The following is a 24,844-nucleotide window of genomic DNA, read 5'->3' as shown; positions in this document are numbered from 1 at the left end:
AAACCTTTGTGGCGTGTGGCTTTGGCGCCTAAACCAGCTTGAAACCGCCTGGCTGCGGGCCCGCGCGGCTCAGCGCGTGGCGGGGTGGGCGTTTCGCGGGGGCTGGGCCGCCCTGGCCGCGCGGGCCAGTTTTCTGGCATGGGCTTCCATCACCGCATAGACCGCCGTGGCAATGCCCAGCGGCGCCAGGTAATAGATGAGGCGGTAGGCCACCAGGGCGGCGAGTAGCTCGGCCTGCGGCATCAGGTGCGAGAGCAGGGCGACAAACACCGCCTCCAGCACGCCCAGGCCGGCGGGGATGTGGGTGATGACGCCGGCCACCGCCGCCAGCAGCAGCACGCTGGCGACGGCGGAGAACTCGATGCGGTGCTGCAGCAGGATGTACAGGATGCCCGACATGATGAGCCAGTTGCCGGCGCCCATCAGCAACTGAAGGATGGCCAGCCGCGGCGAGGGCAGCTCCAGGGTGTGGCCGCGCACTATGTAGTGGCGCCGGCGCGTGAAGGCGCAAATGCCCAGGTAGCCGGCGGCCGCCGCCAGCAGCGCCAGGCCGGCCAGGCGCAGGTAGCTGGCGGTGACGGGCCAGTCCGCCGGCAAGGTGGGCGGGTGCAGGCTGAACACTAGGCCGGCCAGCAGCACATAACCCATCCAGTTGGCCAGCATGCTGATGGACATGACGCGGGTGATGGCGCCGGGCTTGAGGCCCAGGCGCGAGTACAGGCGAAAGCGAAAGGCCACGCCGCCCACCAGCGAGCCGAGGTTGAGGTTGAAGGCGTAGCTGGTGAAGGTCACCAGCATCACGGTGGAGGCCCTGAGCTTGTGGTGCGTGTAGTGCCGGCCCAGCAAGTCAAAGCAGCTGTACAGCGTGAAGCTGGCCGCGGCCAGGGCCACGGCGCCCCAGGCGGCGCTGAGGGGGTAGTCCGCCAGTGAGCTGAGCACCTCGCCCCATTCAATGCTGCGCACCTGCGACGCCAGCAAGGCGGCCACCAGCGCAAAAAACACGGCGGTGGCGCCGCGCCTGAGCCAGGGCCACCAGGGGCGGCCGCGCAGGGGGCTGCGGCTTGAAGCCATCAGGCGCTCACACGGGTTTGGCCTGGCCCACCGGCTTGGGGTCGCGGCCGGTGGCGCCGGCCTTGGCGGGAAGCTCCTGGCCGGCGGGCGTGATGCGCGGCGTGTGCGCGGGCAGCCAGCCGGCCCAGGCCGGGTAGCGGCGCAGCAGGTGGAACACAAAGTAGCTGCGCACGGTGCGCCACCAGCTGGGTTCCACCAGGCTTTCATGGGTCACCTGTTTGCAGCTGTGCCGGATCAGGGCCTCCAGCCGCGCGCCCAGCTCGCTGTTGAAGCCCGGGTCGCGTATGACGACGTTGGCCTCCAGGTTCAGCGAGAGGCTGAGCGGGTCCAGGTTGCTGGAGCCCACGGTGGCCCAGTCGTCATCGATGACGGCCACCTTGCCGTGCAGCGGCCGCTCGCAGTATTCGTAGATGCGCACGCCGGCGTCCAGCAGGTGGTGGTAAAGCATGCTGGCGGCGGTCTTGACGATGGCCATGTCGGGCTCGCCCTGCAGGATCAGGCGCACGTCCACGCCGCGCCGCGCGGCGTGGCGCATTTCCCTGAGCAGCCGGTAGCCGGGGAAGAAGTAGGCGTTGGCGATGACCACGCGCTTGCGCGCCGTGCGCAGGGCCGCGCGGTAGTGGCGCTCGATGTCGTTGGTGTGCTTGCGGTTGTCGCGCGTGACAAAAAGCGCGGAGGCCTCGCCCACCGGCGCGGGAATGCTGTCGCCGCGCCAGGCGCCGGCCAGCGAACGCGCGCGGTCGGAAAAGCGCTCGCGCAGGCCATGCAGCGGCTCGGCGCCGGCATTGCGCTGGCCGGCGGCCAAGGCGCGAAGCACAAAGCTGTGGATGTCGGCGACCAGCGGGCCTTCGATTTCAACGGCGTAGTCCTGCTTGGCCTGGGGCCCGAAGTCGGCCAGGTGGTCGGCCGAGTAGTTGATGCCGCCCACAAAGGCGCGCTCGCCGTCGACCACCACGATCTTGCGGTGCATGCGGCGAAACAGGTTGGTGCGCCAGCCCCAGAGCCTGGGGCCCGGGTCGAACACATGCACGCGCACGCCGGCGCGCGTGAGGGTGGAGATGAATTCGGGCGACAGGTCGGGGGAGCCGTAGCCGTCTATGGTCACGTCGACCTGCACGCCGCGCCGCGCGGCCTGGTGCAGGGCCGCGTGCAGCTCTTCGCCGACCTTGTCTTCAAACAGGATGAAGGTTTCCAGCACGACTTCGCGTTTGGCGGCGGCGATGCACTCAAACACGCGCGGGAAAAACTCCTCGCCGTTCTCGAGCAGGTGGAACTGGTTGCCGCTGACCCACCTGGTCATGCTCAGAGCTCTATTTCTGCCGCCAAGGGCGCGTGGTCTGAGAGGTGCGACCAGGGCCGCAGCGGCAGCACGACGGGCGCATGGCCTATGGCGTTGCGCACATAGATGCGGTCCAGGCGCAGCAGGGGCAGGCGCGCGGGGAAGGTGCGCGCCGCGTGGCCGTTGGCCTGCACAAAAACCTCGTGCAGCTCGGCGCCTTTTTCAAGCCGCGCATGGGCGCGGTGGCGCCAGTCGTTGAAGTCGCCGGCCACCACCACGGGGGCGTGCGGCGGGATGTCCTTGCGCACCAGCTCGCACAGCATGTCCATCTGCTGCTCGCGGTGCGTTTCCATGAGGCCCAGGTGCACGCAGATGGCGTGCACGTTGACGCTGCGGCCGGGGATCTGCAGCTCGCAATGCAGCAGGCCGCGGCGCTCGGGGCCGCTGATGGAGACGTCGCGGTTTTCAAAACGCACGATGGGAAATTTCGACAGCACCGCGTTGCCGTGGTGGCCGTTGGTGTAGACGGCGTTGCGGCCGTAGGCGAACTGCGGCCAGATGGTGTCGGCCAGGAATTCGTAGTGCGGCGTGTCGGGGTAGTTGTCGAACTTGTCGGCGTGCTTGACGTGGTTGCCCGTCACTTCCTGCAGGAACACCACGTCCGCGCCCACGCTGCGCACCGCCTCGCGCAGCTCGGGCAGGATGAACTTGCGGTTGAAGAAGGTAAAGCCCTTGTGGATGTTGACCGTGAGCACCTTGAAGGAAAACGAGGACTCGGGGCTCACGGCCGCCAGCGCGGTCTGGGTGTCGGCCTCGACGGCGGCCATGTCGACGCGTGTGCCGGCTTTGGGCGGCCGGGTGGGCACGGCGACGGACAGCGCGTCGGGCGCGCGGCGGCGGGATGAGTCGGACGGAAGATTTTGCATAAGGCAGTCGGGGAAACGCGCAGGAGTGCGGCAGGCAGGAGGGCGGTCACCCGGACAGCCATTGTGGCCCCGCGCGTCTTTTCCCAGGTGTAGGACAGAAACTTATTTGTACACGAGCCTGGCTGACCCTTTCGTGTGAACAGTTTCACGGAAATGGGCGCAACCACACGCCGCGGGCGCAGTGTCCTACATGGCGCGGCGGGCCTCTCCGGCAAGTCCGCCGCGGCCCGGCCCCTAAATTGAAACCAGCCCCGCCATCACTTCAGGGCCTGTTTATCCAACACGCCTTATTCAATGGGGCCAACCGAAGAGGAAATCACCATGACGAAAATTTCAATGAAGTCCATTCCCGCAGCGGCCGCGATTGTTTCCGCCTTGTTGCTGGGCGCGCAAGTCCATGCGCAGACGGACACCACGACGCCACCCGGAAGCACCAAGGTACAGGACCAGGTTGCGGCGGCGCCTGCGGGCGGTCCGGCCACGACGCCTGAAGCACGCACGGCCGCCAAGGCCGACCGCGCGGTCGCCAGGGCCGAAAAGCGCGAGAAACGCGCGGCCAAACGTGCCCGGAACTCCGCCGCGCGTGATGCCGCCGCGACCTCGACCGGCGGCGCGCAAGGCCCTGCGAAGGGCGACAACCATTAAGACCGCCGATCCGCCTTGGGGCGGCGTGCTGATCCACGGCCCCGGGCGGCCCTGCCGGGTGGGTTGCCATGTTGAGCAAGCCCATCGTTTTTGAAGGAGACTGAAATGTCCAAGTTCTTGATTCGTTCGATTCCCGGCGCCGTGGCGCTGACCCTGGCGGCCGCGCTGGCCGCACCCGGCGCTTTTGCGCAAAGCCTGGGTGTCGGCGTGGGTGTGGGCGCTGGCGCGGGCCTGAGTGGCAACCGGACCAGCGGCGACGCCGGCCTGGGCGTGAACCTGGGTGTCAATGCCGGCCAGAACGCCAATATTGATGCTTCCACCCGCGCGAATGCGGGCGGCGGTGGCGACAGCGGCTCCGGCGCAACTGCCGGCCGTGTGGGCGCAGGGCTGGGTGCCAATGTTTCAGGTGCCGCCCAGGGTGCCGGCGACCTGAGCAGCCGGGCCACGGGCGCTGTGGACGACAGCGCACGCGCCACCGGCCGGGCCGTGGCCCGCACGGGCAGCGCCGTGAAGAGCGGCGCCAAGCGCACCTACAACGGCGTGAGCAGCGGCGTGGGCAGCCTCCAGGGCGGCGTGCAGGGCAGTGTCCAGGGTGGCGCGGCCGTCAGCGGCGGCGCCCACTAAAAGCAGAAGCCTGGGCCGGCCGTTCGCGGCCGGCGCCATTGACCTTGCAAGGCCGGGCGCGGGCATGTCCCGCGGCCCGGCTTTTTGCTGCCTGTTCATGACCAGGCGCACAAAAAAGCCCGCACCGGTTTGCCGTGCGGGCTTGGCGAAGGCGCTGGCTTAGCCTTTTTGCGGGGCGGGGCCGCCGTGCTCGCGGTGGCCGCCGCGCGGGCCGTGTTTTTTGTGCTCGGCATCAAAGGTTTTTTGCTGCTCGGGGCTCAGCACGGCGTAAAAGGCTTTGGTGGCTTCGCCGCGCTTGTCCATGGCGGCGTTCATCTCGGCCATGTGCTGGGTGCGCATTTCTTTCATCTTGTCGATACGCTGGGGCGTGGTCAGCTTGTCGAACTCGGCGCGCTGCTCGGCCGTGGGGCGGGGGCCGCGTGCGGGCGGCTGCATGGCGGCCGTGTAGCTGGTCCATGCGCCTTCCTGGGCCGGCGTGAGCTTGAGCTTGGCCTTGAGTTCGGCCTGGTGCTTGGCGATCATGGCCTGCATCTTGGCGGGGTCATGGCGGCCCATGCGTTCGCCGTGCGCGCCAGCGGGAGGCGGCGATCCGGCCGGGGGGGCGGGAGGTGTTTGTGCCATGGCGCCGGCGCCCGCTGTTGCCAGCAAGCCGGCCAGGACGAGGCTGTTGAGGGAAGCGGAGGGCTTGAATGCGAATTTCATGGGGACTTCCTTTCGAAGAGAAGGTGCCTGAAATCCGCGGCCGCGACATGCGGCTCGGCTTCAGGTTGAAGGCAAGTGTGGCGCCCGTCTGTATCCCCGCCGTTGCCCGAGCGATGAGGGTTTGTAAAGTTTTGGGAAAAAGCTCACCCCTATCGGCACTCACTTCGTGTAGTGCCTTTTCCCCTTGCAGGGGACGGCGCCTTGCGGCCGGCAAAGCCGGATCGCGGCCCCCGCTGGTGGATTGGCACACCCCTATCGGCATTCACTTCGTGTAATGCCTTTTCCCCTTGCGGGGGACGGCGCCTGCGGCCTGGCAAAGCCAGTTCCGCGGCCCCTGCTTGGTCAAGCCGGGCTGCGCCTCCCTGCTGGCGTCAGGTCGTGCCGTGCAGCAGGGTTTCAAACAGATCGTCGCCGCCCATTTGCCCGCCTTTGAGCATGATCTCCAGGCCGTCAAGCGCGGTCTCGTCGCTGTGCAGGCGGCACAGGGCCACGCCGGGCGCGAGCTGGGCGGCATAGGACAGGCCCCAGGCCTTGAGCGCCTGCACCGCCAGGCTGGAGGTGTCGCCGCCGGCAATGCCCAGGCGGCGCAGGGGCACGGACTGCAGCACGCGCGCGAGCAGGGCGCCGCTGGCCTGGGCCAGCGCGCGGCCGTCCACGGTGCCGACGGGCGCAAGCCCCGGCGCCGAGGTGCAGGCCAGCACATGGCGGCCCTGGGCCAGCAGCGCCGTGACCTGCCCGGACATCTGCTGTGCGTAGGCCGTGTCGCTGCCGAGGCGGGCGGCGTCGAGCGCGACCTGCCGGTAGGAGCTTGCGCCCTGGACCTGGCGCGCCGTCACGGGCGACAGGCTCCCGGCCAGCACCAGCACCGGGCCTGTCGCCGCGGCGATGCGGGGCGGCGCCGCTTCGGTGCCTGCCTGCCGCCAGTGCGCGGCCAGGGCCTGCACCACGCTGCTGGGCCCCGCGGCGAGCAGGCGCTGCTGTTGCGCCCGTTGCCAGATCAGCCGGCCCACGCTGGCCAGGTGGCCTTCATGGGCGACGTCCAGCAGCACCGCGTCGGGCTCGCGGGCCAGCAAGCCGGCCAGCTGGCGGTCCAGCGCCTGGGCGTCCTGCGCGTAGTCGGGATAGTCCATGCCGGCGACCTGCGCCAGGCCCTGCGCGGCCAGGTGGCGCCGCAGGTCGGCCTCGTGCATGGGTGTGATGGGGTGCCGGCTCATGGTCGGGTGGCGGTCGAGCCGGTGCATGGACGCGCCGGCGCCGGCGAACAGGTTGCCGAACACGCAGTAGCGCCTGAGGTTGGGCTGGCCGCCGACGATGGGCACAAAGGGATTGCCGGCGTGCGGCCGCAGTATGCGGATGGCCGCGCCTATGCTGCCGACTTCGGGGGCGCTGTCAAAGGTCGAGCAGGTCTTGTAGTGCATGACGGGCGCGCCCAGGCGCGCGAACAGGCGGCCCACGGGTTCGAGCTCGGTGCGCATTTCATCGGGGCTCATGGCGCGTGCGGCGCCAGCAATGCCCAGGCAGTCCAGCGGGCCGGCGCGTTCGAGTTGCGCGTCCGTGGGCAGGCCCAGGAACAGCAGGCTGCGCAGGCCGGCGCGCGCGGCCGTGGCCAGGGTGTCGGTGGCGCCCGTAAAGTCGTCGCCGTAGTAGGCGATCTTCAATGAGCCCTCGTCAGCGGCCATCGTTTATTTGCCGAAGAAAGCCAGCGCCGCCGCGAGTTCCGGCGCGCCGCGCGCGTGGTCGGCCAGCGCCACGCCGGCGCGCGCGGCTTCCCAGGCCTGGCGAATGCTGGCCACGCCGGCCGCGGGGCCGCCCGGGTGCGCGAGTATGCCGCCGCCGGACATGAACAGCAGGTCGTCGCTTTTGACGGCGGCCCAGGTGGCGGGCACGGTGCCGGCCCATTGGCCCGACGAGAAGGCCGGCATGACGCGGTCGTCGAAGGCTTCGGTCAGCGGCGTGTAGCAGTCCTGCGCGGACTCGATCACTTCCTCATCGGCCTGCGAGAACTTGCCTTGCAGGCCGTGCACATGCATGTGGTCGACGCCGGCCAGGCGCCACAGCGTCTGGTAGGCCTGGAAGGACATGCCCAGCAGCGGGTGCCGCGACAGCGCGCCGTAGCCGTTGCGGTGGCCGTGGATGGCCAGGCCAGTGTGGCGGCGCAAGGTCTGCATGCCCGAATGGCCGCACCAGTTGAGGCTGGCCATGACGCAGCTGCCGCCTTCGCGCTCGACCAGGTCGGCGTGGCGCTTCATCGCGTCGGTTTCGTCGGTGATGTTGAAGGCCACCATGACGTGTTTGCCGGTGCGCTGCTGGTGTTCGCGCACCACGGCCATCACGGCCGGCACGCGTTCGCCCAGCGGCGCATGAGTGGGGTTGGCGCAGACCTCGTCGTCCTTGATGAAGTCCACACCGGCGGCGCACAGGCGCGCCACGAGCTCGGCGGTCTGCGCCGCGCTGAAGCCGACATTGGGCTTGATGATGGTGCCGACCAGCGCGCCCGTGGCCACGCCCGTGGCCTTGCGCGTGCCGTCGATGCCGACACGCGGCATGTCGAAGAAGGCGCGGTAGCCGGCGGGCAGCTTGAGGCTTTCCAGGCGCAGGCCGCTGGCCTCGCCGAGGTCGTAGAGATTGCCCGACACGGTGGCGGCCAGGGTCGGCAGGTTGGCGCCCACATTGGCGACCGGAAAGGAGATGCGCACACGTGCGCGGCGCCAGGGGCCCGTGTGGCCCTTGCGTTCCAGCAAGGCATTGGGCAGGCTGGGCGCGTTGACCGCCTCGAGTTCATCGATCTGCTCGACGGTGGCGCGCGCGCGCCGGCGCAGCTCGTCGGTTTCGCCTTCGACGCGCGTGAAGGTGCCGCAGGACTGTTCGCCCGCCATGACTTCGGCGACCTGCGCGGGCGCCAACGGGGTTTCGATCAGGTAGGTGGCCTCAAAGCGGTCGGCTTGCATCGCGGGGCTCAGAGTTTGCTCAGGTCAGGAAAGGGCCGCACCGGCTCGCTGCCGTCCCAGCCTTCGCTCGAGGCGCGTATCAGGTCGAACATCTTGCCCTTGGGGCCGGCGACTTCGGACAGCTCGATCACGGTGCCGGGGTGGTATTCGGTGTCGAAGTAGATGAAGCGGCCCTTTTCGCCGACCTCGCCGCTCATGACGGGTTTGAAGCCTTGCCTGAGCAGGCGCGCCAGGTCGGCGTCGTAGTCGCTGGTCCAGTAGGCGACGTGCTGCAGGCCGGTGCGGCCGGCGCGCAGGAAGTCGCGGTACATGGAAGGCACGTCGTTGCGCGTCTGGATCAGCTCGACCTGCACAAAGCCCGAGTTGGCCAGCGCAACCGAGTTGTGCGGTTCGTGCGATTCACCGTTGTAGCGGTAGTTTTTGATGGGCACCTTGGGGTTGTAAAACCAGGGGCCCACGCCCAGGGTTTTGCTCCAGTAGTCCATCGCGGCCTCGATGTCGGGCACGACGTAGCCCAGCTGGCGGATCTCGCCAAAAAATTTGCTCATGTTGTTTTGCTCCAGTGAAAGGGGAGGAAGTGGGGTTCAGGTTTTGAGGAAACCGGTGGAGAACCAGGGCACGGCCGCCACCAGGGCCAGGCCTATGAGCAGCGCGCCCATGTAAGCCCAGATGTAGGGAATGCCTTCGTCGGGGTCGACTTTGCTGACCGCGCAGGCACCGTAGTAGCCGACGCCGAAGGGCGGCGCGAACAGGCCTATGCCCATGGCGAAGATCACGACCATGGCGTAGTGCACGTCGTGCACGCCGACCATGCGGGCGATGGGAAACAGCAGGGGGCCGAACAGCACGATGGCGGGAATGCCCTCGAGCACGCTGCCCAGGACGACGAAGGCGACGATGGACACCGCGAGGAAACCGTAGGCGCCGCCGGGCAGGCTGCCCATGACGCGCGCCAGGTCCTGCGAGAAGCCCGACTGCGTGAGGCCCCAGGCCATGGCGGTGGCGCAGCCGATGATGAACATGATGGCGCCGGTCAGCGAGGCGGTCTCGATCAGCATGGGCATGAGGCGCCGCCACGGGAACTGGCGGTACAGGAAGAGCCCGGCCAGCACCGAGTAGACGATGCCTATGGTCGACACTTCGGTGGCCGTGGCCACGCCCTCGACCACCGCGGCGCGAATCACAAAGGGCAGGATGATGGCGGGCAGGGCGACCAGCAGCAGCTTGCCGATTTCACGCTTGCTGTGGCGCGCGACGCCGCTCAGGTCTTCATGGCGGTAGCGCCACCACACGACGGCGCACAGGGCCGCGCCCAGCACCACGGCCGGCAGCAGGCCGCCGGTGAACAGCGCGGCAATCGATACACCGGTGACCGAGCCTATGGTGATGAGCACGATGGAGGGCGGAATGGTTTCGGTCTGCGCGCCGGTGGCCGACAGCAGGGCCACCAGGTCGCCGGGCTTGGCGCCGCGCTTTTTCATTTCGGGAAACAGCACGGGCGCAATCGCCGCCATGTCGGCGATCTTGGAGCCCGATATGCCCGAGACCAGGTACATCGCGCCTATCAGCACATAACTGAGGCCGCCGCGCACGTGGCCCAGCAGGCTGGCCAGGAACTGGATCATGGCCTTGGCCATGCCGGTCATCTCGATCAGCGCGCCCAGGAAGATGAAGAGCGGCACCGCCAGCAGGATCATGTGCGACATGCCTTCGTCCATGCGGCCTACCATGACCAGCAGCGGCGTGGAAGTGGTGAGCGCCAGGTAGCCGAAGGTGGCCAGCGCGAAGGAGAAGGCGATGGGCACGCCCGACAGCACGGTGCCGGCCACGACGACGACAAAAAACAGGATCAGGTTGAGCTTGCCCAGCGGCTGCAGCAGCGGTTGCGCGAACCAGAACAGGGCGACCACACCAGCCGTGCCTGCCAGCGCAATGGCCGTCTGCTTGAAGGTGCTGATGCGTAAGAGGCGCAGCACGGCGACGATGACCATGAGCGCCATGCCGATGGGAATGGCCGAGGCGCGCCAGGCATTGTTGACTTCCATCGCGGCGGTGACGATGAAGCTTTCTTCATAGGCGTATTCCGAGGCTGGGTAGATCACCAGCACCAGGAAGGCGATGGACGCGGTGATCGCGATGGTGTCCAGCAGCGCGCGGGTGTGCGGCTTGACGTTGTTGACCAGGGCCGTCATGCGCATGTGCTCGCCGCGGCGCAGCGCGACCACCGCGCCCAGCATGGACAGCCACAAAAACATGATGGAGGCCAGCTCGTCCGACCAGACCAGCGGCGAATGAAAGACATAACGTGACACCACGCCGGCAAACAGCACAAAGATTTCGGCCAGCACCAGGGCGGCGGCGATGGTTTCCACCACATAGCCCAGGCCGCGGTCCGCCTTGTGCGCGAGGCCGCTCAGCGGGTTGGCGGGTGGGGCATCGGCTGGCGCTTGGGGGGAGGCGTGGGACATGGGGTCAAACTCCGAAAGGAAAGCGAGAGAACTGAGGCTGCTGGTCTTGCTCCTTCCCCCGCTGGGGGAAGGTGGGGATGGGGGCTGCCGGCCTTAGCCAGGTGCGGACTCAAGCGCCGCAGGCCCCCACCCCTGCCCTCCCCCAGTGGGGGAGGGAGTAAGAAAGGGGAAGCTCTTTAGGCGAGCTTGCCCACCGATTGTTCCAACAGCCCCCAGGCCTCGGCCCCAAACCGCTCTTTCCACTCGGAATAAAAACCGGCTTCGCGCAGCTTGGCGCGGAAGCTGTCCGAGGTGGGGCGGTTGATGGCCAGGCCCTTGGACTGCAGGTCGGTGACCACGGTTTCGTTGAGCTTCTTGATGTCTTCGCGCTGCTGCAGGCCGGCTTCGTTGATGGCGCGGGCCACGATGGTCTTCAGGTCGGCGGGCAGCTTGTCCCAGGCGCGGCCGTTGGCGATGAACCAGTAGCCGTCCCAGATGTGGTTGGTCAGCGAGCAGAATTTCTGCACTTCATACAGCTTGGCGACCTGGATGATGGGCAGCGGGTTTTCCTGCGCGTCGACGATCTTGGTCTGCAGCGAAGAGTAGACCTCGCTGAACTGCAGGCTGGCGGGCGCGGCGCCCAGGCCCTTGAACATGGAGATCGACAGCGGGCTCACCGGCACGCGTATCTTCAGGCCGTCCATGTCCTTGGCGGTGGTCACCGGCGCCTTGCTGCTGGTGGTCTGGCGGAAACCGTTGTCCCACATTTTTTCAAACGCGTAGAGGCGCGACTTGCTGATGGCTTCGCGCACGTGGGCGCCCAGCTTGCCATCCATGGCGCCCCAGACCTGGTTGTAGTCGCTGAAGGCAAAACCCACGGCATTGATGGCGGCCACCGGGACCAGCGTGGCGATGACCAGCGCCGAGGGCGTGAAGAACTCGATGCCGCCCGAGCGCACCTGGGCCAGCATGTCGGTGTCGCCGCCCAGCTGGTTGTTCGGGAAGATCTTGATCTCGACGCGGCCGTTGGTTTCCTTGAGGATGCGGTCGGCAGCCTGCTGGGCGCGGATGTTGAGCGGGTGGGTGACGGGCAGGTTGTTGCCGTACTTGTAGGAGAACTCGGCGGCGCGTGCCATGGAGGGCAGGGCGGCGGCGATGCCGGCGGCGGGAACGGCGGACAGGGTACGCAGCACGCTGCGGCGGGTGACTTCGGTCATGGTTTGTCTCCAGTTTTGTTTTGATGCGTTTTGATGCATCATCGGGCGAAAGCAGCGCAACGATAGGTTCATGGTGTTGAAGCGTCAAACGAGAAAAATGATGGAATTTGATGTATGAGGGTTATCCCTGATGGGTTGCAGGTACCGCAGCAGCGGGCACGCGTGGTGGACATTGCGCGGGCCGCCGGCGTTTCCACCGCCACTGTAGACCGGGTGTTGAACCAGCGCCCCGGCGTGCGCGGGGCCACCGCGCAAAAAGTGCTCAAGGCCGCGGCCGAGATGGACTACCTGCCGGAGACGGGGCTGTATGCCGCGCTGGCGGCGCCGCCCATGCGCCTGACCTTTTTGCTGCCCGACGGCAGCAACCGCTTTATCCGCATGCTGGGCGACACGGTGGGTTATTCGCAGGAGCACCTGACGCCCTTTAACGTGAAGTGCCGCACCGAGCTGTTTGAAAGCTTTAACCCGCAGCAGCTGGCCGCCAGCCTCTTGCAGCAGGGCAAGCGCAGCGAGGGCATTGCCTTCATGGCGCTGGAGCATCCGGCGGTGCGCGAGGCCGTCAGTGAACTGGCCGAAAAAGGCGTGCCCACCATCACGCTGATCTCGGACCTCTCGGGCTCGCAGCGCGCCGGTTATGTGGGCCTGGACAACCGGGCGGCCGGGCGCACCGCAGGCTACCTGCTGGGCCGCTTCATCGCGCCCGGCGCGCGCGGCGGCAAGGTGGCGCTGATCGCCGGTTCGCTGAGCTACCGCGCGCATGAGGAGCGCGAGGCCGGCTTCCTGCATGTGATCGAGGAGATGTTTCCGACACTGCAGGTGGTGGGCCTGCGCGAGGGGCACGACGATGCGCAGAAAAATTACGAACAGACGCGCACGCTGCTGGAGCAATACCCGGACCTGGCCGGCATCTACAACATAGGCGGCGCGTCCGACGGCGTGGCGCGCGCGCTCAAGGAAACGGGCCGCGAGCACAAGGTGGTTTTTATAGGCCACGGCCTCACGCCGGACACGCGCGCGATGCTGATAGATGGCAGCATGGACGCGGTGATCACCCAAAGCCCGCAGTCGGCCATGATGAGCTGCGTGCGCATGTTCACCAATTTGCGCGATGGGCGGGATGTGATGAGCGGGGTAGACGCGGTGCGTAGCCAGGTGATATTCAGGGAAAACCTCCCGTAATGCACACCCCTATCGGCACTCACTTCGTGTAGTGCCCTTTCCCCTTGCAGGGGACGGGCGCCTTGCGGCCGGCGGAGCCGGACCGCGGCCCCCACTGGTGGATTGGCACACCCCTATCGGCATTCACTTCGTGTAATGCCTTTTCCCCTTGCAGGGGACGGCGCCTGCGGCCTGGCAAAGCCAGTTCCGCGGCCCCCACGGGCTTGGACGACTTGTGACCTTGTTTATTTGCCATGCGGCCTGGGGGTGCCTACAATGGCCACAGCTTGTCGGGGTGCCAAGATTTTCTGAAAAGAATGTCGAGGCTGAGATCGCAGTATGCGAGACCCGCTGAACCTGATCGGGGTCATCCCCGCGTAGGGAACAACGCAATTGGCTCCGGTATTCCGTAGCGGCACCCCCAGAGGCCGCGCAAGGACCCTCCGGCTCCCCAGCAGGCACCCCACCTCCTGGAGAACCACATGGCCAAAACCCGACTCACCGTTGACACCCAAGACCTCACGGGGCGCATTACGCGCGCGCCCTTTCCCGGCTCGGCGAAGATTTACCTTGAGGGCTCGCGCCCCGACATCCGCGTGCCGTTTCGCGAGGTCACGCTGACCGACACCCTGGTGCACGAGGGCGCCGGCGAGCCGCGCCGTGAAGCCAACCCGCCGCTGCGCCTGTACGACGCCTCGGGCATTTACACCGACCCGGCTGCGCCCATAGACATCACGCGCGGCCTGCCGCCGCTGCGCGGCGCCTGGATCAACGAGCGCCAAGACACCGAGGCCCTGGCCGGCATCAGCAGCGCCTACGGCCGCCAGCGCCTGAACGACCCGGCCCTGGCCGCGCTGCGCATGGCGCATGCGCCCGTGCCGCGCCGCGCCAAGGCGGGCGCCAACGTGTCGCAAATGCATTACGCCCGCAAAGGCATCATCACCCCCGAGATGGAATACATCGCGGTGCGCGAAAACCTGGTGCGCGCGCAGCTGGCCGAGCGCCTGAAGACCGAGCGCATGCCCAAGGCCGGCCACTCCTTCAACGCCTCGATACCCAAAGAAATCACCGCCGAATTTGTGCGTGACGAAGTGGCGCGCGGCCGCGCCGTCATCCCCAACAACATCAACCACCCCGAGAGCGAGCCGATGATCATCGGCCGCAACTTCCTGATCAAGGTCAACGCCAACATCGGCAACTCGGCGGTCACCTCGAGCATCGAGGAAGAAGTCGACAAGCTGGTCTGGTCGATTCGCTGGGGCGCCGACACGGTGATGGACCTCTCGACCGGCGAGAACATCCATGAAACCCGGGAATGGATTTTGCGCAACTCGCCGGTGCCGATCGGCACGGTGCCGATTTACCAGGCGCTCGAAAAAGTCAACGGCAAGGCCGAGGACCTGACCTGGGAAATCTTCCGCGACACGCTGATCGAGCAGGCCGAGCAGGGCGTGGACTACTTCACCATCCATGCCGGCGTGCGCCTGGCCTATGTGCCGCTCACGGCCAACCGCCTGACGGGCATCGTCTCGCGCGGCGGCTCCATCATGGCCAAGTGGTGCCTGTCGCACCACAAGGAAAGCTTTTTGTACGAGCGCTTTGACGAGATCTGCGAGATCATGAAGGCCTACGACGTGTGCTTCTCGCTGGGCGATGGCCTGCGGCCCGGCTCGATTGCCGACGCCAACGACGAAGCGCAGTTTGCCGAGCTGCACACCCTGGGCGAGCTCACGCAGATCGCCTGGAAGCACGACGTGCAGGTGATGATCGAAGGCCCCGGCCATGTGCCGCTGCAGCTGGTGAAGGAAAACGTCGACAAGCAGCTCGAAGCCTGCTTCGAGGCGCCGTTCTACACGCTGGGCCCGCTGATCACCGACATCTCGCCCGGTTACGACCATATTTCTTCGGCCATGGGCGCGGCCAACATCGGCTGGTACGGCACGGCCATGCTGTGCTACGTGACGCCCAAGGAGCACCTGGGCCTGCCGAACCGCGACGACGTGAAGCAGGGCCTGATCGCCTACAAGATCGCCGCGCATGCGGGCGACCTGGCCAAGGGCTACCCGGGCGCGCAGATGTGGGACAACGCGGTGTCCAAGGCGCGTTTCGAGTTCCGCTGGGAAGACCAGTTCCGCCTGGCAATCGACCCTGACACGGCCATGGCCTACCACGACGAAACCCTGCCCAAGGAGAACGCCAAGGTCGCGCATTTCTGCTCCATGTGCGGGCCGAAGTTCTGCTCGATGAAGATTTCGCAGGAAGTGCGTGAATTCGCGCGGCTGAATCCGGCCACGACGACGCTGGCGCCAGCCGCCGGTACCATTCCCATCAAGCAGATCGCGACGGGCTTTGAGGAAAAGGCCAAGGAGTTCCGCGAAGGCGGCAGCGAGATTTATTCTTGAAATGAATAGTTTGCACATCGGCATTGCAGGCGCGGGCCTGGCGGGCCGCACGCTGGCCTGGCGCCTGCTGCGCGCCGGCTGCCGCGTGAGCCTGTTCGATGCGCGGGCGCGCGGCGACCTGGCCACGGCGTCCATGACGGCGGCGGCCATGCTCTCGCCGCTGGCCGAGCTTGCGGTGTCCGATGAGGCCGTGTTTGCGCTGGGCCAGCGCTCCATGCAGCTGTGGCCGCAGTGGATCAGCGAGCTGGCCGATCGGGGCCTGCCGGTGTATTTCCGGCGCGAGGGCACGCTGGTCGTCGCGCATGCGCCCGACCAGAGTTCGCTGGCGCATTTCACCGGCCTGCTGCTGCACAAGCTGCCCGAAGCCGCGCGCGCCCAGGTGCATACGCTGGACGCGGCTGCACTGGCCCAGGCCGAGCCGGCGCTGGCCGGGCGCTTCGGCCATGGCTTGATGCTGGACGGCGAGGGCCAGCTGGCCAACGACCAGTGGATGGCCGCATTGGCGACCGAGATAGACCGGCTGGGCGGCAGCTGGCTTGAAGGCCGGGCGGTCGATGCGGTCAAAGACGGCCATATTGAATGCGGCGGGCAAACCTACGATGTGGATGTGGCGGTCGATGCGCGCGGCGTGGGCGCGAAGGGCAGCTGGCCGCAGCTGCGCGGTGTGCGCGGCGAAGTGCTGACCGTCGAATGTGATGGTGTGAGCCTGCAGCGCCCGGTGCGCCTGATGCACCCGCGCTACCAGCTGTATGTGGCGCCGCGCCCCAACCACCAGTTTGTGGTCGGCGCGACCGAGCTGGAGTCGGAAGACACCGGGCCGGTGACCTTGCGCTCCACGCTGGAGCTGGGCAGTGCACTGCACAGCCTGCACCCGGCTTTTGGCGAGGCGCGGGTGCTGCGCCTGGCAGCGGCTTTGCGCCCGGCGCTCGATGATCACCGCCCAACGATTGCGCAGCGGCATGGCGTGTGGCACATCAACGGCCTGTATCGCCACGGCTACCTGTGCGCGCCGGCGCTGGTCGAGGACCTGGTTCATCAACTGTTGGGGCAGTGAAAATGGATGGCATGACAAGACTGAACATTTCGCTGAACGGCGAAACCATTCAAACCGACGCAGCCACCTTGCAGGCTTTGCTGCTGGCGCGTGGCTACCAGCTGCAAGGCGCGTTTGCCTGCGCGATCAACAACAGTTTTGTGCCGCGCCCCCAGTGGCCGGAGCGCGTCCTGAATAACGGCGACCGCATAGACATCGTCACCCCCATCACAGGAGGTTAAATGGACACGTCCATCACGTCATCCCCTATCGCCCACGGCAGCTCCTGGACCGTGGCTGGTATCACGCTGTCCAGCCGCTTTTTCCTGGGCACTTCGCATTACCCTTCGCCGCAGGTGCTGGCCGACGCGGTGCGCGCCAGCGGCACCGAGGTGCTGACGGTGGGCCTGCGCCGGCTGCAGCCCGAGAGTGGCGGCGGCAACAGTTTCTGGCAGCGTGTGCAGGCCATGGGTTGCCGCATCCTGCCCAACACGGCGGGCTGCCACAGCGCCGAGGAGGCCGTCACGCTGGCGCAGATGGCGCGCGAGATTTTCGGCACGCCCTGGATCAAGCTGGAGGTCATAGGCGACGACTACACACTGCAGCCCGACACGGTGGCCACACTCGAAGCCGCGACCACGCTGGTGAAAGAAGGCTTTGCGGTGTTCGCCTACACCACCGACGACCTGGTGATGGCGCAGCGCCTGCATGCGGCCGGCTGCGCGGCGGTGATGCCCTGGGCCGCGCCGATTGGCACGGGCCGCGGGCCGCTCAACCCGTATGCGCTGGAGACCATGCGCCGGCGTTTGCCCGATGCGGTGCTGGTGGTCGATGCCGGCCTGGGCCGGCCCTCGCATGCCGCGCAGGTGATGGAGCTGGGCTTTGACGCCGTGCTGCTGAACACCGCGGTGGCGCAGGCGGGCGACCCGGTGCGCATGGCGCGCGCTTTTGCCGATGGTGTGGCGGCAGGCCGCGCCGCATATGAATCCACACCCATGCCCGAACGCGCGGCGGCGCAGGCTTCGACGCCCACGGTCGGTGTTCCCTTCTGGCATTCCCCTTGAGGCCCTCATGAATTCCTTTAAGCCCCTCACCGGCCCCATCGGTTTTTACCCCGTCGTTCCCGACGCCGCCTGGGTGCGGCGCCTGCTGGGCTGGGGTGTGCGCACGATCCAGCTGCGCATCAAGGCGGCGGACCACGATGTTGACGAGATCGCCTGGGAGGTGCGCACCGCGGTGGCGGCCGGGCGCGAAGTGCCGGGCGCACAGGTCTTTATCAACGACCACTGGGCGCTGGCGCTGGAGGCCGGCGCTTACGGCGTGCACCTGGGCCAGGAAGACCTGGACACGGCCGACATCGCGGCCCTGCGCAAGGCCGGCCTGCGCCTGGGCCTGAGCACGCACACGCCGGCCGAACTGGCACGGGCCAAGGCGGTGCAGCCTTCCTACCTCGCGATAGGTCCGATTTACCCGACCACGCTCAAAGTCATGCCTTATGAGCCTGTGGGCCTGGAGCGCCTGAAGTCATGGGCGCAGGATGCCGCGCCCTATCCGGTGGTGGCCATAGGCGGCATTTCGCTGGCGCTGATGCCGGGCGTGCTGGCCTGCGGCGTGGATGGCGTGGCGGTGGTCAGCGCGGTGACGCTGGCGGCCGACCCGAAGGAGGCCGCGCGCCAGGGCCTGGCCCTGGCGGCGCAGGCCCGCGGCACTTAAGCCGACAGCGCCGGGTAGTCGGTGTAGCCTTTTTCGCCGCCGCCGTAAAAGGTGTTTTTGTCGGGCGTGTTGAGCGGCGCCCTGGCGCGCAGGCGCTCCACCAGGTCGGGGTTGGCGATATAGGGCTTGCCGAAAGCCACGAGGTCGGCGCCGTCGGCCACGGCTTTTTCAGCCAGGTCCTGGTCGTAGCCGTTGTTGACCATCCAGGCGCCCTTGCCGCCGGCCTTGCGGTAGGCGGCCTTGAGCGCCGGGTAGTCAAAGGGCCGGTCGTCGATTTCACGCGGCCCGCCCGTGGCGCCTTCGATGACGTGGACATAGGCCAGGTTCAGGCTGGCGAGCTGCTTGACCACGTATTCAAACAAGGCCTGGGGCTTGCTGTCGTGCACATCGTTGGCGGGGGTGACGGGCGACAGGCGTATGCCGGTGCGGCCGCCGCCGACGGCGTCGGTCACGGCGCGCGTGACTTCCAGCAGCAGGCGGGCGCGGTTTTCGATGCTGCCGCCGTAGTCGTCGCGGCGGTGGTTGCTGCCGTCTTTGAGGAACTGGTCCAGCAGGTAGCCGTTGGCGCCGTGGATTTCCACGCCGTCAAAACCGGCGGTCTCGACCGCGTTGCGCGCCGCCGCCGCGAAGGTGTGCACGATGCCGGGGATTTCGCCGAGGTCGAGCGCGCGCGGCTCCGAGGTTTCGACAAAAGTCGGCACGCCGTCCTCGATCAGCACGGTCTTGGTCTTGGCGGTGATGGCCGAGGGCGCGACCGGCTTGCCGCCATTGGGTTGCAGCTTGTTGTGCGAGACGCGGCCCACATGCCACAGCTGCACGACGATCTTGCCACCTTTTTCATGCACCGCGTGGGTGACTTTTTTCCAGCTGTCGAGCTGCTCGCTGCCGTAGAGGCCCGGCACGTCGGCATAGCCCTGGCCCTGGTGGCTGATGGCCGTGGCCTCGGTGATCAGCAGGCCGGCGCTGGCGCGCTGGGCGTAATAGGTCCGGGCGATGGCCGGCGGCACGGCATTGGGTGAGCGGTTGCGCGTGAGCGGCGCCATGACGATGCGGTTGGCGAGGACGAGGTCACCGGCTTTGTTGGAGTCGAATAAGGTGGGCATGGCTTGGGTCCTGAAGGGCTGAATAAAAACAGGGCCAGTTTGGCCCTGTTTCGATTGGCTTGCCCAACACGGGTTGCTAAATCCGTGGTATTTGGAGCCCCGCCTATAGAACCAGCAGGGGCCGCGGAACCGGCTTTGCCGGGCCGCAGGCGCCGCCCCCTTGAGGGGGGAACAAGCTACACGAAGTGAGCCTGGACGGGGGTGTTACTTGGTCAAGCCTTCGTGCTTCATGGCTGCTTGAACCGCAGGCCGGGCCGCCATGCGCTCACGGAAGGCCGCCAGGTTGGCGAAACCCGAGATGTCCACGCCCACGCGCGGCGCCCAGTTGGTGACGGTGAAAAGATAGGGGTCGGCCACGCTGAAGCTGTCGCCCATCAGGTACTGCTTGCCGGCGAGCTGGCCGTCGACCCACTTCAGGCGCGACAGCAGCTTGTCGATGACGATGGTTTTGTACTCGGCCGGCGTGGCGGCGTTGAACAGCGGGCTGAAGCCCTTGTGCAGTTCGGTGCCGATGAAGGTCAGCCAGGACTGCATCTTGTAGCGATCCAGCGTGCCGTTGGCCGGCGCGAGTTTTTTCTCGGGCACCTGGTCGGCGATGTACTGCACGATGGCCGGGCCTTCGGCGATGCGCGTGCCGTCGTCGAGCTCGAGCAGGGGTACATAGCCCAGCGGATTGATGGTGTAGTAGTCGGTGCCGTCTTCGAGCTGGTGGGTCTTGGTGGGCGCCGCCACGTGCTCGAACTTCAGGCCGGACTCATGCAGCGTGATGTGCGGGGAGAGGGAGCAGGCGCCGGGGGAGTAATAAAGCTTCATGGTGTCTCGTCCTTTGGGGTGTGGCGGGAATGTTGCAGAGCCCCTGATGCTAGCCGCATCGGCGGATTTTTGCTGCGGGAGCGGGCCATGGGCGCGCCACAATAGCCGCATGGCAAAAGTTTTCAAATGGCTGGTGTTCCTGGCCTTGGGTTTGATGGTGTTGCTGGCGGTGGTGGCTTTCACGCTGCACCGCTGGGTCAGCACGGATGATTTCCGCCAGCGCGTGGAGCGCGAGGCCTCGGCCGCGCTGGGCGTGCCGGTGGCGCTGGACCGGGTCGCCGTGGACGTCTGGCCGCTGCCGGCGGTGGCCTTGAGCGGCATTTCCATCAAAAGCAAGCCGCCCCTCACGCTGGAGCGCCTGGAAGTGCGGCCGCGCTGGCAGCCGCTGCTGACGGGAAAGCTGGCGGTGGCGACCCTGCTGGTGCGCAAGGCGGTGCTGCCGCAGCAGGGCATAGACGCGGTGCTGCTCCTGCTGCAAAAGAAGAAAACCCCTGCGCAGGCGGCGGCCGCCGCGCCTTCCGCGCCGCCAGGGCAGGCCTCCATGGACTGGCTGCCGCGCCGCACGGTGCTGGACGAGGTGACCTGGATCAGCGCCGCGGGCGCGCGCACCACGGTGAATGCCGAAGCCGCGCTGGGCGACGACGGCCTGCCCGACAAGGTCTCGCTCAAGCTCATCAAGGGCAACCTGCAGGGCCTGGAAGCCCACCTGAAGCGCGAGGAGCCCAAGGCCGGCGACGCAGGCGACGAATGGGCCTTGCGCGTGGACGTGGGCGGCGGCAAGGTCGAAGGCAAGCTGGGCCTGAAGAAAGTGCCGGCGGCGGCCGCGCGGGAAGAGCTGGCGCTGCAGGGCAAGCTGCAGACCAGGGATGTGGAAGTGTCGGCACTGACCGCGCCCAGCAAATCGCTGACGGGCCGGCTGGAGGCCTCGACCACGCTGCATGCGCGGGCCGTGACCACGGGCGCGCTGGTGGAGGCGCTGCAGAGCCAGACGACGTTCACGGTGCGTGACGCGGTGATCCACGGCCTGGACCTGGCCAAGGCGGTCAAGACCATAGGCTTGAGCCGCGGCGGCCAGACCCCGCTGGACACCTTGGCTGGGCAGGTCAACACCCAGGGCAAGTCGGCGCAGCTGACCAACCTGGTGGCGAGTTCGGGCGCGCTGAGCGCGACCGGCAATGTCGCCATCTCGCCGGCCAAGGTACTGAGCGGGCGCGTGAGCGTGAACGTGGCCGGCGACAGCAAGCTGGGCAGCGCCATAGGCGGCGCGGTGGGTGTGCCCTTGACGGTGGGCGGCACCCTGGACAACCCCGAGGTCACGCTGTCGCGCTCGGCCCTGCTGGGTGCGGCCATAGGCACGGCGCTGCTGCCCGGCGTGGGCACCGGCGCGGGCGCCAACCTGGGCGATCGCGTGGGTGAGGGCTTTCGCAGCCTGTTTGGCAAGTAAGCCCAGCAGCCCCGATGCCTTGGGGCTGTTGCGCTGCTAAAAACATAGCAAGCCGGCGCCGCCGCGCCCTTGTCCTACAGCGCCTGGCGGGTGCTGCTGATGGGGCAGGGGCCGGCGCACTTTTAGCATGAAGATTCGCTGCGGCACCTTGTCGCGGCCGTCCCGGCCCCGGCTGGCATGCCGATTCGCGCATAAACCGGGCCGACCTACCTTGCACAGGAGGCCAAGATGCTCAAGTACGCGATTATTTTTGCGCTGATTTCACTGATTGCCGGCGCCCTCGGCTTCGGCGGCGTGGCGGCGGGCGCCGCCGGCATCGCCAAGATCCTGTTCGGGCTGTTCCTGATCCTGGCGGTCATCTTCCTGCTGCTGGCTGCCCTGGGCGTGGGCGCGGTGAACAAGGTGCTCAAGTAGATGGCGCCACAAAAAATGGATAGCGCCGCCGCGCCGCCGGCATCGCTGGCGTCGCGCTTTCGGCAGCGGCTGTTCCATCCCTGGTCTGGGCCGCTTGCGCCGGCGAGCGCGCCCCCGGCTGTCGCAAAACGCAAGATCACTTTCCAGGCCAGCATTGCCGAGTTCCTGCTGATCAATCGCCTGCGTGCACGCCGGCGCGCCCAGCCTTCGGCCGACGTGCTGGAGCGTGCCGCGCGCATTGTGTTTGTGACCTGCCAGAACTGGTTTGCCCAGCCGCGCCGCGGCAGTCCGGACCATCGGACCCGCCTGTGACGGCCCGCGCCTGAGCCATGCACACCGCCCTGATCGAATCCCTGCTGGAATACGAAGTCGGCAGCCCCGCGCACTTCCTGTTCAATATCGAGACGGCTTTCCATGAAGGCCACCATGTGGTGGAGGAGCGCCTGACCATCACGCCCAGCATGAAGGTACGCAACTTCTGCGACGAGCGCAGCGGCAACCGTTTCATACGCCTGGATGCGCCCAAGGGGCTGCTCTCGGTCAACTACCGCACACGCGTGGAACTGCATCCCGCGCCCGTCCCGCTGCACCTGGAGGAAACGCCGGTGACCGGCGTGCCCGACGATGTGCTGCGCTACCTGATGCCCAGCCGCTATTGCGAATCCGACGTGATGAGCCGCGCGGCGCAGCAGCTGTTCGGCCAGCTGCCGCCCGGCATAGGCCGGGTGCGTGCCATCGAAAGCTGGATCCACGAATCGATCAACTACCTGCCCGGCTTCAGCGACTCCACGACCTCTGCGCAGGAGGTGTTTGTGCAGCGCGCGGGCGTGTGCCGCGATTTCGCCCACCTGGGCATCACCATGTGCCGCGCCCTCAACATCCCGGCGCGGCTGGTCGTGGGTTATGTGCACTTCGAAGAGCCGCCGGAGGATTTCCACGCGGTGTTCGAAGCCTGGCTGGAGGGCCGCTGGGTGATTTTCGACCCGACGCGCATGGCGCCCATAGACCGGCTGGTGCGCGTGGGGACGGGGCGCGACGCCAAGGACGTGGCCTTCGCCACCATCTTCGGCGACGTGCGCATGACGCGCAAGGAGCTGACGGTGGAGGAGGGCGACATGCCGCCGCGCCCGCCCGGCGCCTCGCAGGCGCCGCCCCAGCTGACCGTGGTGAGCGCCTAGGCCGGCGCCTTCACGGGCACCGGCTCGCGCTTTCGCCTGAGCACCAGCAGCCCGAACAGCGTGGCCGTGAGGTACATGCTGAAGGAATAGATGGCCGCCGGCAGGGCCAGCTGGAAGTTGTTCAGCACGGCCAGCGCGATGAAGATGGCCAGCGTCGCGTTGTGGATGCCGATCTCGTAGCTGATGGCGGTGGAAATGGGCTTGTCCAGGCCGGTCGCCCGCGACACGTAATAACCCGCCAGCAGGCTCACGAGGTTGAAGGCCAGCACGGCCGGGCCTATGGCCGCGAAGCCGCTGCTGAGCGCCTGCCATTCCTTGACGACCGCGCCCACGGCCACCACGACCAGCACGATGATGCTGAAGACCTTGGTCGGGTTCTCGCTGCGCGCGGCCCAGCCGGGCCTGACGGTGCGCAGCCACATGCCAATGGCCACCGGCACCAGCACGATGAGGATGACCTCCACCACCTTGCCGAACTGCAGCGGCACGACCTGGCCGGTTTTGGCGAAGGTGTTGATGGCCCAGTTGGCGATCAGCGGCATGGTGACGATGGACAGCAGGGTGTTGATGGCGGTCAGCGAGATGTTCATCGCGACGTTGCCGCCGAACAGGTGGCTGAACAGGTTGGCCGAAATGCCGCCGGGCGAGGCCGCCAGCAGCATCAGGCCCACGGCGAACAGCGGCGGCACATTGAGCAGCACGATGATGGCGTAGCAGGCGATGGGCAGCACGATGACCTGCAGCACCAGCGCCACCAACACGGCCTTGGGGTATTTGAGCAGGCGGGTGAAGTCCTCGACCTTGAGCGTCAGGCCCAGGCCCAGCATGACCAGGGCCAGGGCCGCCACCAGCAGCTGCGCGACGATGGGGGAGCCGCTCATGACTTGTAGCTTTCATCGAGTTTGTCGAGCTTGCGGATCAGCGAGGGCCAGACAAACGCCCCGCCCATGCCGCCGGTCTGCACGCGCATGGCTTCGGCCACGCCCTTGACGATCAGCGGGTTGACCTCGGTCAGCGGGCCGCCGGCCTGCGCGTCGAGCTGGATGCGGCAGGTGTTCTCGAAGGTGTACATGCTGAGGAAGGCGTCGGCAATCGTCTTGCCCACGACCAGCAGGCCGTGGTTGCGCAGCATCAGGAAATTGGCCTTGCCGAGGTCGGCCTGCAGGCGCGGCTTCTCTTCGTCGCGAAAGGCCACGCCTTCGTACTCGTGATAGGCCAGCGACGCCAGCACAAAGGTCGATTGCTGGCTGATGGGCAGCACGCCGCACTGCTGGGCGCTCACGGCCACGCCGGCGCGCGTGTGGGTGTGCAGCACGCAGCCGGCATCGGCGCGCGCCTCGTGCACCGCGCTGTGGATCACAAAACCGGCGGGGTTCACCGGAAAGGGCGAGTCAATCACCTTGTTGCACTGGCCGTCGACCTTGACCAGGCTGGAGGCCGTGATCTCGTCGAACATCAGGCCGTAGGGGTTGATCAGGAAGTGATGGTTGCCGGCGCCGGAGACCGACTCGGGCAGCTTGGCGCTGATGTGGGTAAAGACCAGGTCGCTCCAGCCGTAGAGCGCGACCAGGCGGTAGCAGGCGGCGAGGTCGCAGCGCAATTGCCATTCTTCAGCGCTGACGACTTCCTTGAGGGAGGGGATGTGCATGGGGTTTGTCTCCGAGGTAATTGTTTTACTGAACTCAGGTGCACGATACGTCCGTGCTTGACGGCGAACTGTCAAAAAT

The 24,844-nt window shown here is 67.2% G+C and carries 25 protein-coding genes and 1 riboswitch; of the genes, 12 read left to right on the top strand and 13 right to left on the bottom strand.

What is annotated here, in order from left to right; translation table 11 throughout:
* Positions 1-69: 69 nt before the first annotated feature.
* Genes AC1D09_RS17050 through AC1D09_RS17040 form a run of 3 tightly spaced genes read right to left on the bottom strand, consistent with a single transcriptional unit; the run spans position 70 to position 3,177 of the window.
* The gene (locus AC1D09_RS17050; RefSeq protein ID WP_477664229.1) at positions 70-1,071 is read right to left on the bottom strand and encodes a lysylphosphatidylglycerol synthase domain-containing protein; all 1,002 of its coding nucleotides are present in this window, start codon (positions 1,069-1,071) and stop codon (positions 70-72) included.
* Between the two features lie 7 nt (positions 1,072-1,078).
* A complete protein-coding gene (gene clsB / locus AC1D09_RS17045; RefSeq protein ID WP_477664228.1) occupies positions 1,079-2,371 on the bottom strand; it encodes a cardiolipin synthase ClsB in 1,293 nt (430 codons plus the stop codon).
* A 2-nt stretch (positions 2,372-2,373) separates the two neighbouring features.
* Positions 2,374-3,177, bottom strand: a complete 804-nt coding sequence (locus AC1D09_RS17040; RefSeq protein ID WP_477664263.1) for an endonuclease/exonuclease/phosphatase family protein — start codon at positions 3,175-3,177, stop codon at positions 2,374-2,376.
* A gap of 420 nt (positions 3,178-3,597) precedes the next feature.
* Here AC1D09_RS17040 and AC1D09_RS17035 point away from each other — a divergent pair, with 420 nt between their 5' ends.
* Entirely contained in the window at positions 3,598-3,921 is a 324-nt protein-coding gene (locus AC1D09_RS17035; protein WP_477664227.1) for a hypothetical protein, read from the top strand.
* 105 nt (positions 3,922-4,026) lie between these two features.
* The gene (locus tag AC1D09_RS17030; RefSeq protein ID WP_477664226.1) at positions 4,027-4,545 is read left to right on the top strand and encodes a hypothetical protein; all 519 of its coding nucleotides are present in this window, start codon (positions 4,027-4,029) and stop codon (positions 4,543-4,545) included.
* Positions 4,546-4,704: 159 nt separating this feature from the next.
* Here the strand turns inward: AC1D09_RS17030 and AC1D09_RS17025 are convergent, their stop codons facing one another.
* The 6 genes from AC1D09_RS17025 to AC1D09_RS17000 all read right to left on the bottom strand — a co-directional run bounded on the left by AC1D09_RS17025 (position 4,705) and on the right by AC1D09_RS17000 (position 11,859).
* Entirely contained in the window at positions 4,705-5,247 is a 543-nt protein-coding gene (locus AC1D09_RS17025; RefSeq protein ID WP_477664225.1) for a Spy/CpxP family protein refolding chaperone, read from the bottom strand.
* Between the two features lie 371 nt (positions 5,248-5,618).
* Positions 5,619-6,926: a four-carbon acid sugar kinase family protein gene (locus AC1D09_RS17020; protein WP_477701144.1), complete on the bottom strand. Its 1,308-nt coding sequence runs from the start codon at positions 6,924-6,926 to the stop codon at positions 5,619-5,621.
* Between the two features lie 3 nt (positions 6,927-6,929).
* Complete coding sequence (locus tag AC1D09_RS17015; protein ID WP_477662672.1) at positions 6,930-8,195, bottom strand: ribulose-bisphosphate carboxylase large subunit family protein; 1,266 nt, start codon at positions 8,193-8,195, stop codon at positions 6,930-6,932.
* 8 nt (positions 8,196-8,203) lie between these two features.
* Positions 8,204-8,743, bottom strand: a complete 540-nt coding sequence (locus AC1D09_RS17010; RefSeq protein WP_477662671.1) for a VOC family protein — start codon at positions 8,741-8,743, stop codon at positions 8,204-8,206.
* A gap of 36 nt (positions 8,744-8,779) precedes the next feature.
* Positions 8,780-10,663 (bottom strand): TRAP transporter large permease, encoded by a 1,884-nt coding sequence (locus tag AC1D09_RS17005; protein ID WP_477662670.1) that lies wholly within the window; start codon positions 10,661-10,663, stop codon positions 8,780-8,782.
* A 176-nt stretch (positions 10,664-10,839) separates the two neighbouring features.
* The gene (locus tag AC1D09_RS17000) at positions 10,840-11,859 is read right to left on the bottom strand and encodes a TRAP transporter substrate-binding protein (protein ID WP_477662669.1); all 1,020 of its coding nucleotides are present in this window, start codon (positions 11,857-11,859) and stop codon (positions 10,840-10,842) included.
* A gap of 114 nt (positions 11,860-11,973) precedes the next feature.
* Here AC1D09_RS17000 and AC1D09_RS16995 point away from each other — a divergent pair, with 114 nt between their 5' ends.
* From AC1D09_RS16995 to thiE, 6 genes are all read left to right on the top strand, one after another.
* The gene (locus tag AC1D09_RS16995; RefSeq protein WP_477662668.1) at positions 11,974-13,038 is read left to right on the top strand and encodes a LacI family DNA-binding transcriptional regulator; all 1,065 of its coding nucleotides are present in this window, start codon (positions 11,974-11,976) and stop codon (positions 13,036-13,038) included.
* Positions 13,039-13,298: 260 nt separating this feature from the next.
* Positions 13,299-13,418: riboswitch (TPP riboswitch) on the top strand.
* A gap of 81 nt (positions 13,419-13,499) precedes the next feature.
* Positions 13,500-15,419, top strand: a complete 1,920-nt coding sequence (gene thiC, locus AC1D09_RS16990; RefSeq protein WP_477662667.1) for a phosphomethylpyrimidine synthase ThiC — start codon at positions 13,500-13,502, stop codon at positions 15,417-15,419.
* 1 nt (position 15,420) lies between these two features.
* Positions 15,421-16,473, top strand: a complete 1,053-nt coding sequence (thiO, locus tag AC1D09_RS16985) for a glycine oxidase ThiO (RefSeq protein ID WP_477662666.1) — start codon at positions 15,421-15,423, stop codon at positions 16,471-16,473.
* 11 nt (positions 16,474-16,484) lie between these two features.
* The gene (gene thiS, locus AC1D09_RS16980) at positions 16,485-16,694 is read left to right on the top strand and encodes a sulfur carrier protein ThiS (RefSeq protein ID WP_477662665.1); all 210 of its coding nucleotides are present in this window, start codon (positions 16,485-16,487) and stop codon (positions 16,692-16,694) included.
* Positions 16,695-17,516: a thiazole synthase gene (locus tag AC1D09_RS16975; protein WP_477662664.1), complete on the top strand. Its 822-nt coding sequence runs from the start codon at positions 16,695-16,697 to the stop codon at positions 17,514-17,516.
* A 7-nt stretch (positions 17,517-17,523) separates the two neighbouring features.
* Positions 17,524-18,165: a thiamine phosphate synthase gene (gene thiE / locus AC1D09_RS16970; RefSeq protein WP_477662663.1), complete on the top strand. Its 642-nt coding sequence runs from the start codon at positions 17,524-17,526 to the stop codon at positions 18,163-18,165.
* Here the strand turns inward: thiE and AC1D09_RS16965 are convergent.
* Together AC1D09_RS16965 and gstA are read right to left on the bottom strand one after the other, a co-directional pair.
* Positions 18,162-19,268 (bottom strand): alkene reductase, encoded by a 1,107-nt coding sequence (locus AC1D09_RS16965; RefSeq protein ID WP_477662662.1) that lies wholly within the window; start codon positions 19,266-19,268, stop codon positions 18,162-18,164. The two genes, thiE and AC1D09_RS16965, sit on opposite strands and share 4 nt — an antisense overlap.
* Positions 19,269-19,472: 204 nt before the next feature.
* On the bottom strand, positions 19,473-20,081 hold the full coding sequence (gene gstA / locus AC1D09_RS16960; RefSeq protein ID WP_477662661.1) for a glutathione transferase GstA: 609 nt from the start codon (positions 20,079-20,081) through the stop codon (positions 19,473-19,475).
* Between the two features lie 109 nt (positions 20,082-20,190).
* Here gstA and AC1D09_RS16955 point away from each other — a divergent pair, with 109 nt between their 5' ends.
* The 4 genes from AC1D09_RS16955 (at position 20,191) to AC1D09_RS16940 (ending at position 23,117) form a co-directional block, all read left to right on the top strand.
* Complete coding sequence (locus tag AC1D09_RS16955; protein ID WP_477662660.1) at positions 20,191-21,525, top strand: AsmA family protein; 1,335 nt, start codon at positions 20,191-20,193, stop codon at positions 21,523-21,525.
* 228 nt (positions 21,526-21,753) lie between these two features.
* Complete coding sequence (locus tag AC1D09_RS16950; protein WP_477662659.1) at positions 21,754-21,939, top strand: DUF1328 family protein; 186 nt, start codon at positions 21,754-21,756, stop codon at positions 21,937-21,939.
* Positions 21,940-22,251, top strand: coding sequence for a hypothetical protein (locus tag AC1D09_RS16945; protein ID WP_477662658.1), 312 nt, complete (start codon positions 21,940-21,942; stop codon positions 22,249-22,251).
* 17 nt (positions 22,252-22,268) lie between these two features.
* Complete coding sequence (locus tag AC1D09_RS16940) at positions 22,269-23,117, top strand: transglutaminase-like domain-containing protein (protein WP_477662657.1); 849 nt, start codon at positions 22,269-22,271, stop codon at positions 23,115-23,117.
* Here the strand turns inward: AC1D09_RS16940 and AC1D09_RS16935 are convergent.
* Both AC1D09_RS16935 and AC1D09_RS16930 read right to left on the bottom strand, forming a co-directional pair.
* Positions 23,114-23,998 (bottom strand): bile acid:sodium symporter family protein, encoded by an 885-nt coding sequence (locus AC1D09_RS16935; RefSeq protein ID WP_477662656.1) that lies wholly within the window; start codon positions 23,996-23,998, stop codon positions 23,114-23,116. The two genes, AC1D09_RS16940 and AC1D09_RS16935, sit on opposite strands and share 4 nt — an antisense overlap.
* A complete protein-coding gene (locus tag AC1D09_RS16930) occupies positions 23,995-24,765 on the bottom strand; it encodes a class II aldolase/adducin family protein (protein ID WP_477662655.1) in 771 nt (256 codons plus the stop codon). Before AC1D09_RS16930 ends, AC1D09_RS16935 begins: the two co-directional genes overlap by 4 nt.
* Positions 24,766-24,844 lie beyond the last annotated feature (79 nt).

It is taken from the genome of Polaromonas sp. P1_A2 (assembly GCF_056406895.1).
The sequence above is the reverse complement of the archived record's forward strand: the minus strand, read 5'-3'. Positions and strand labels throughout refer to the sequence as shown.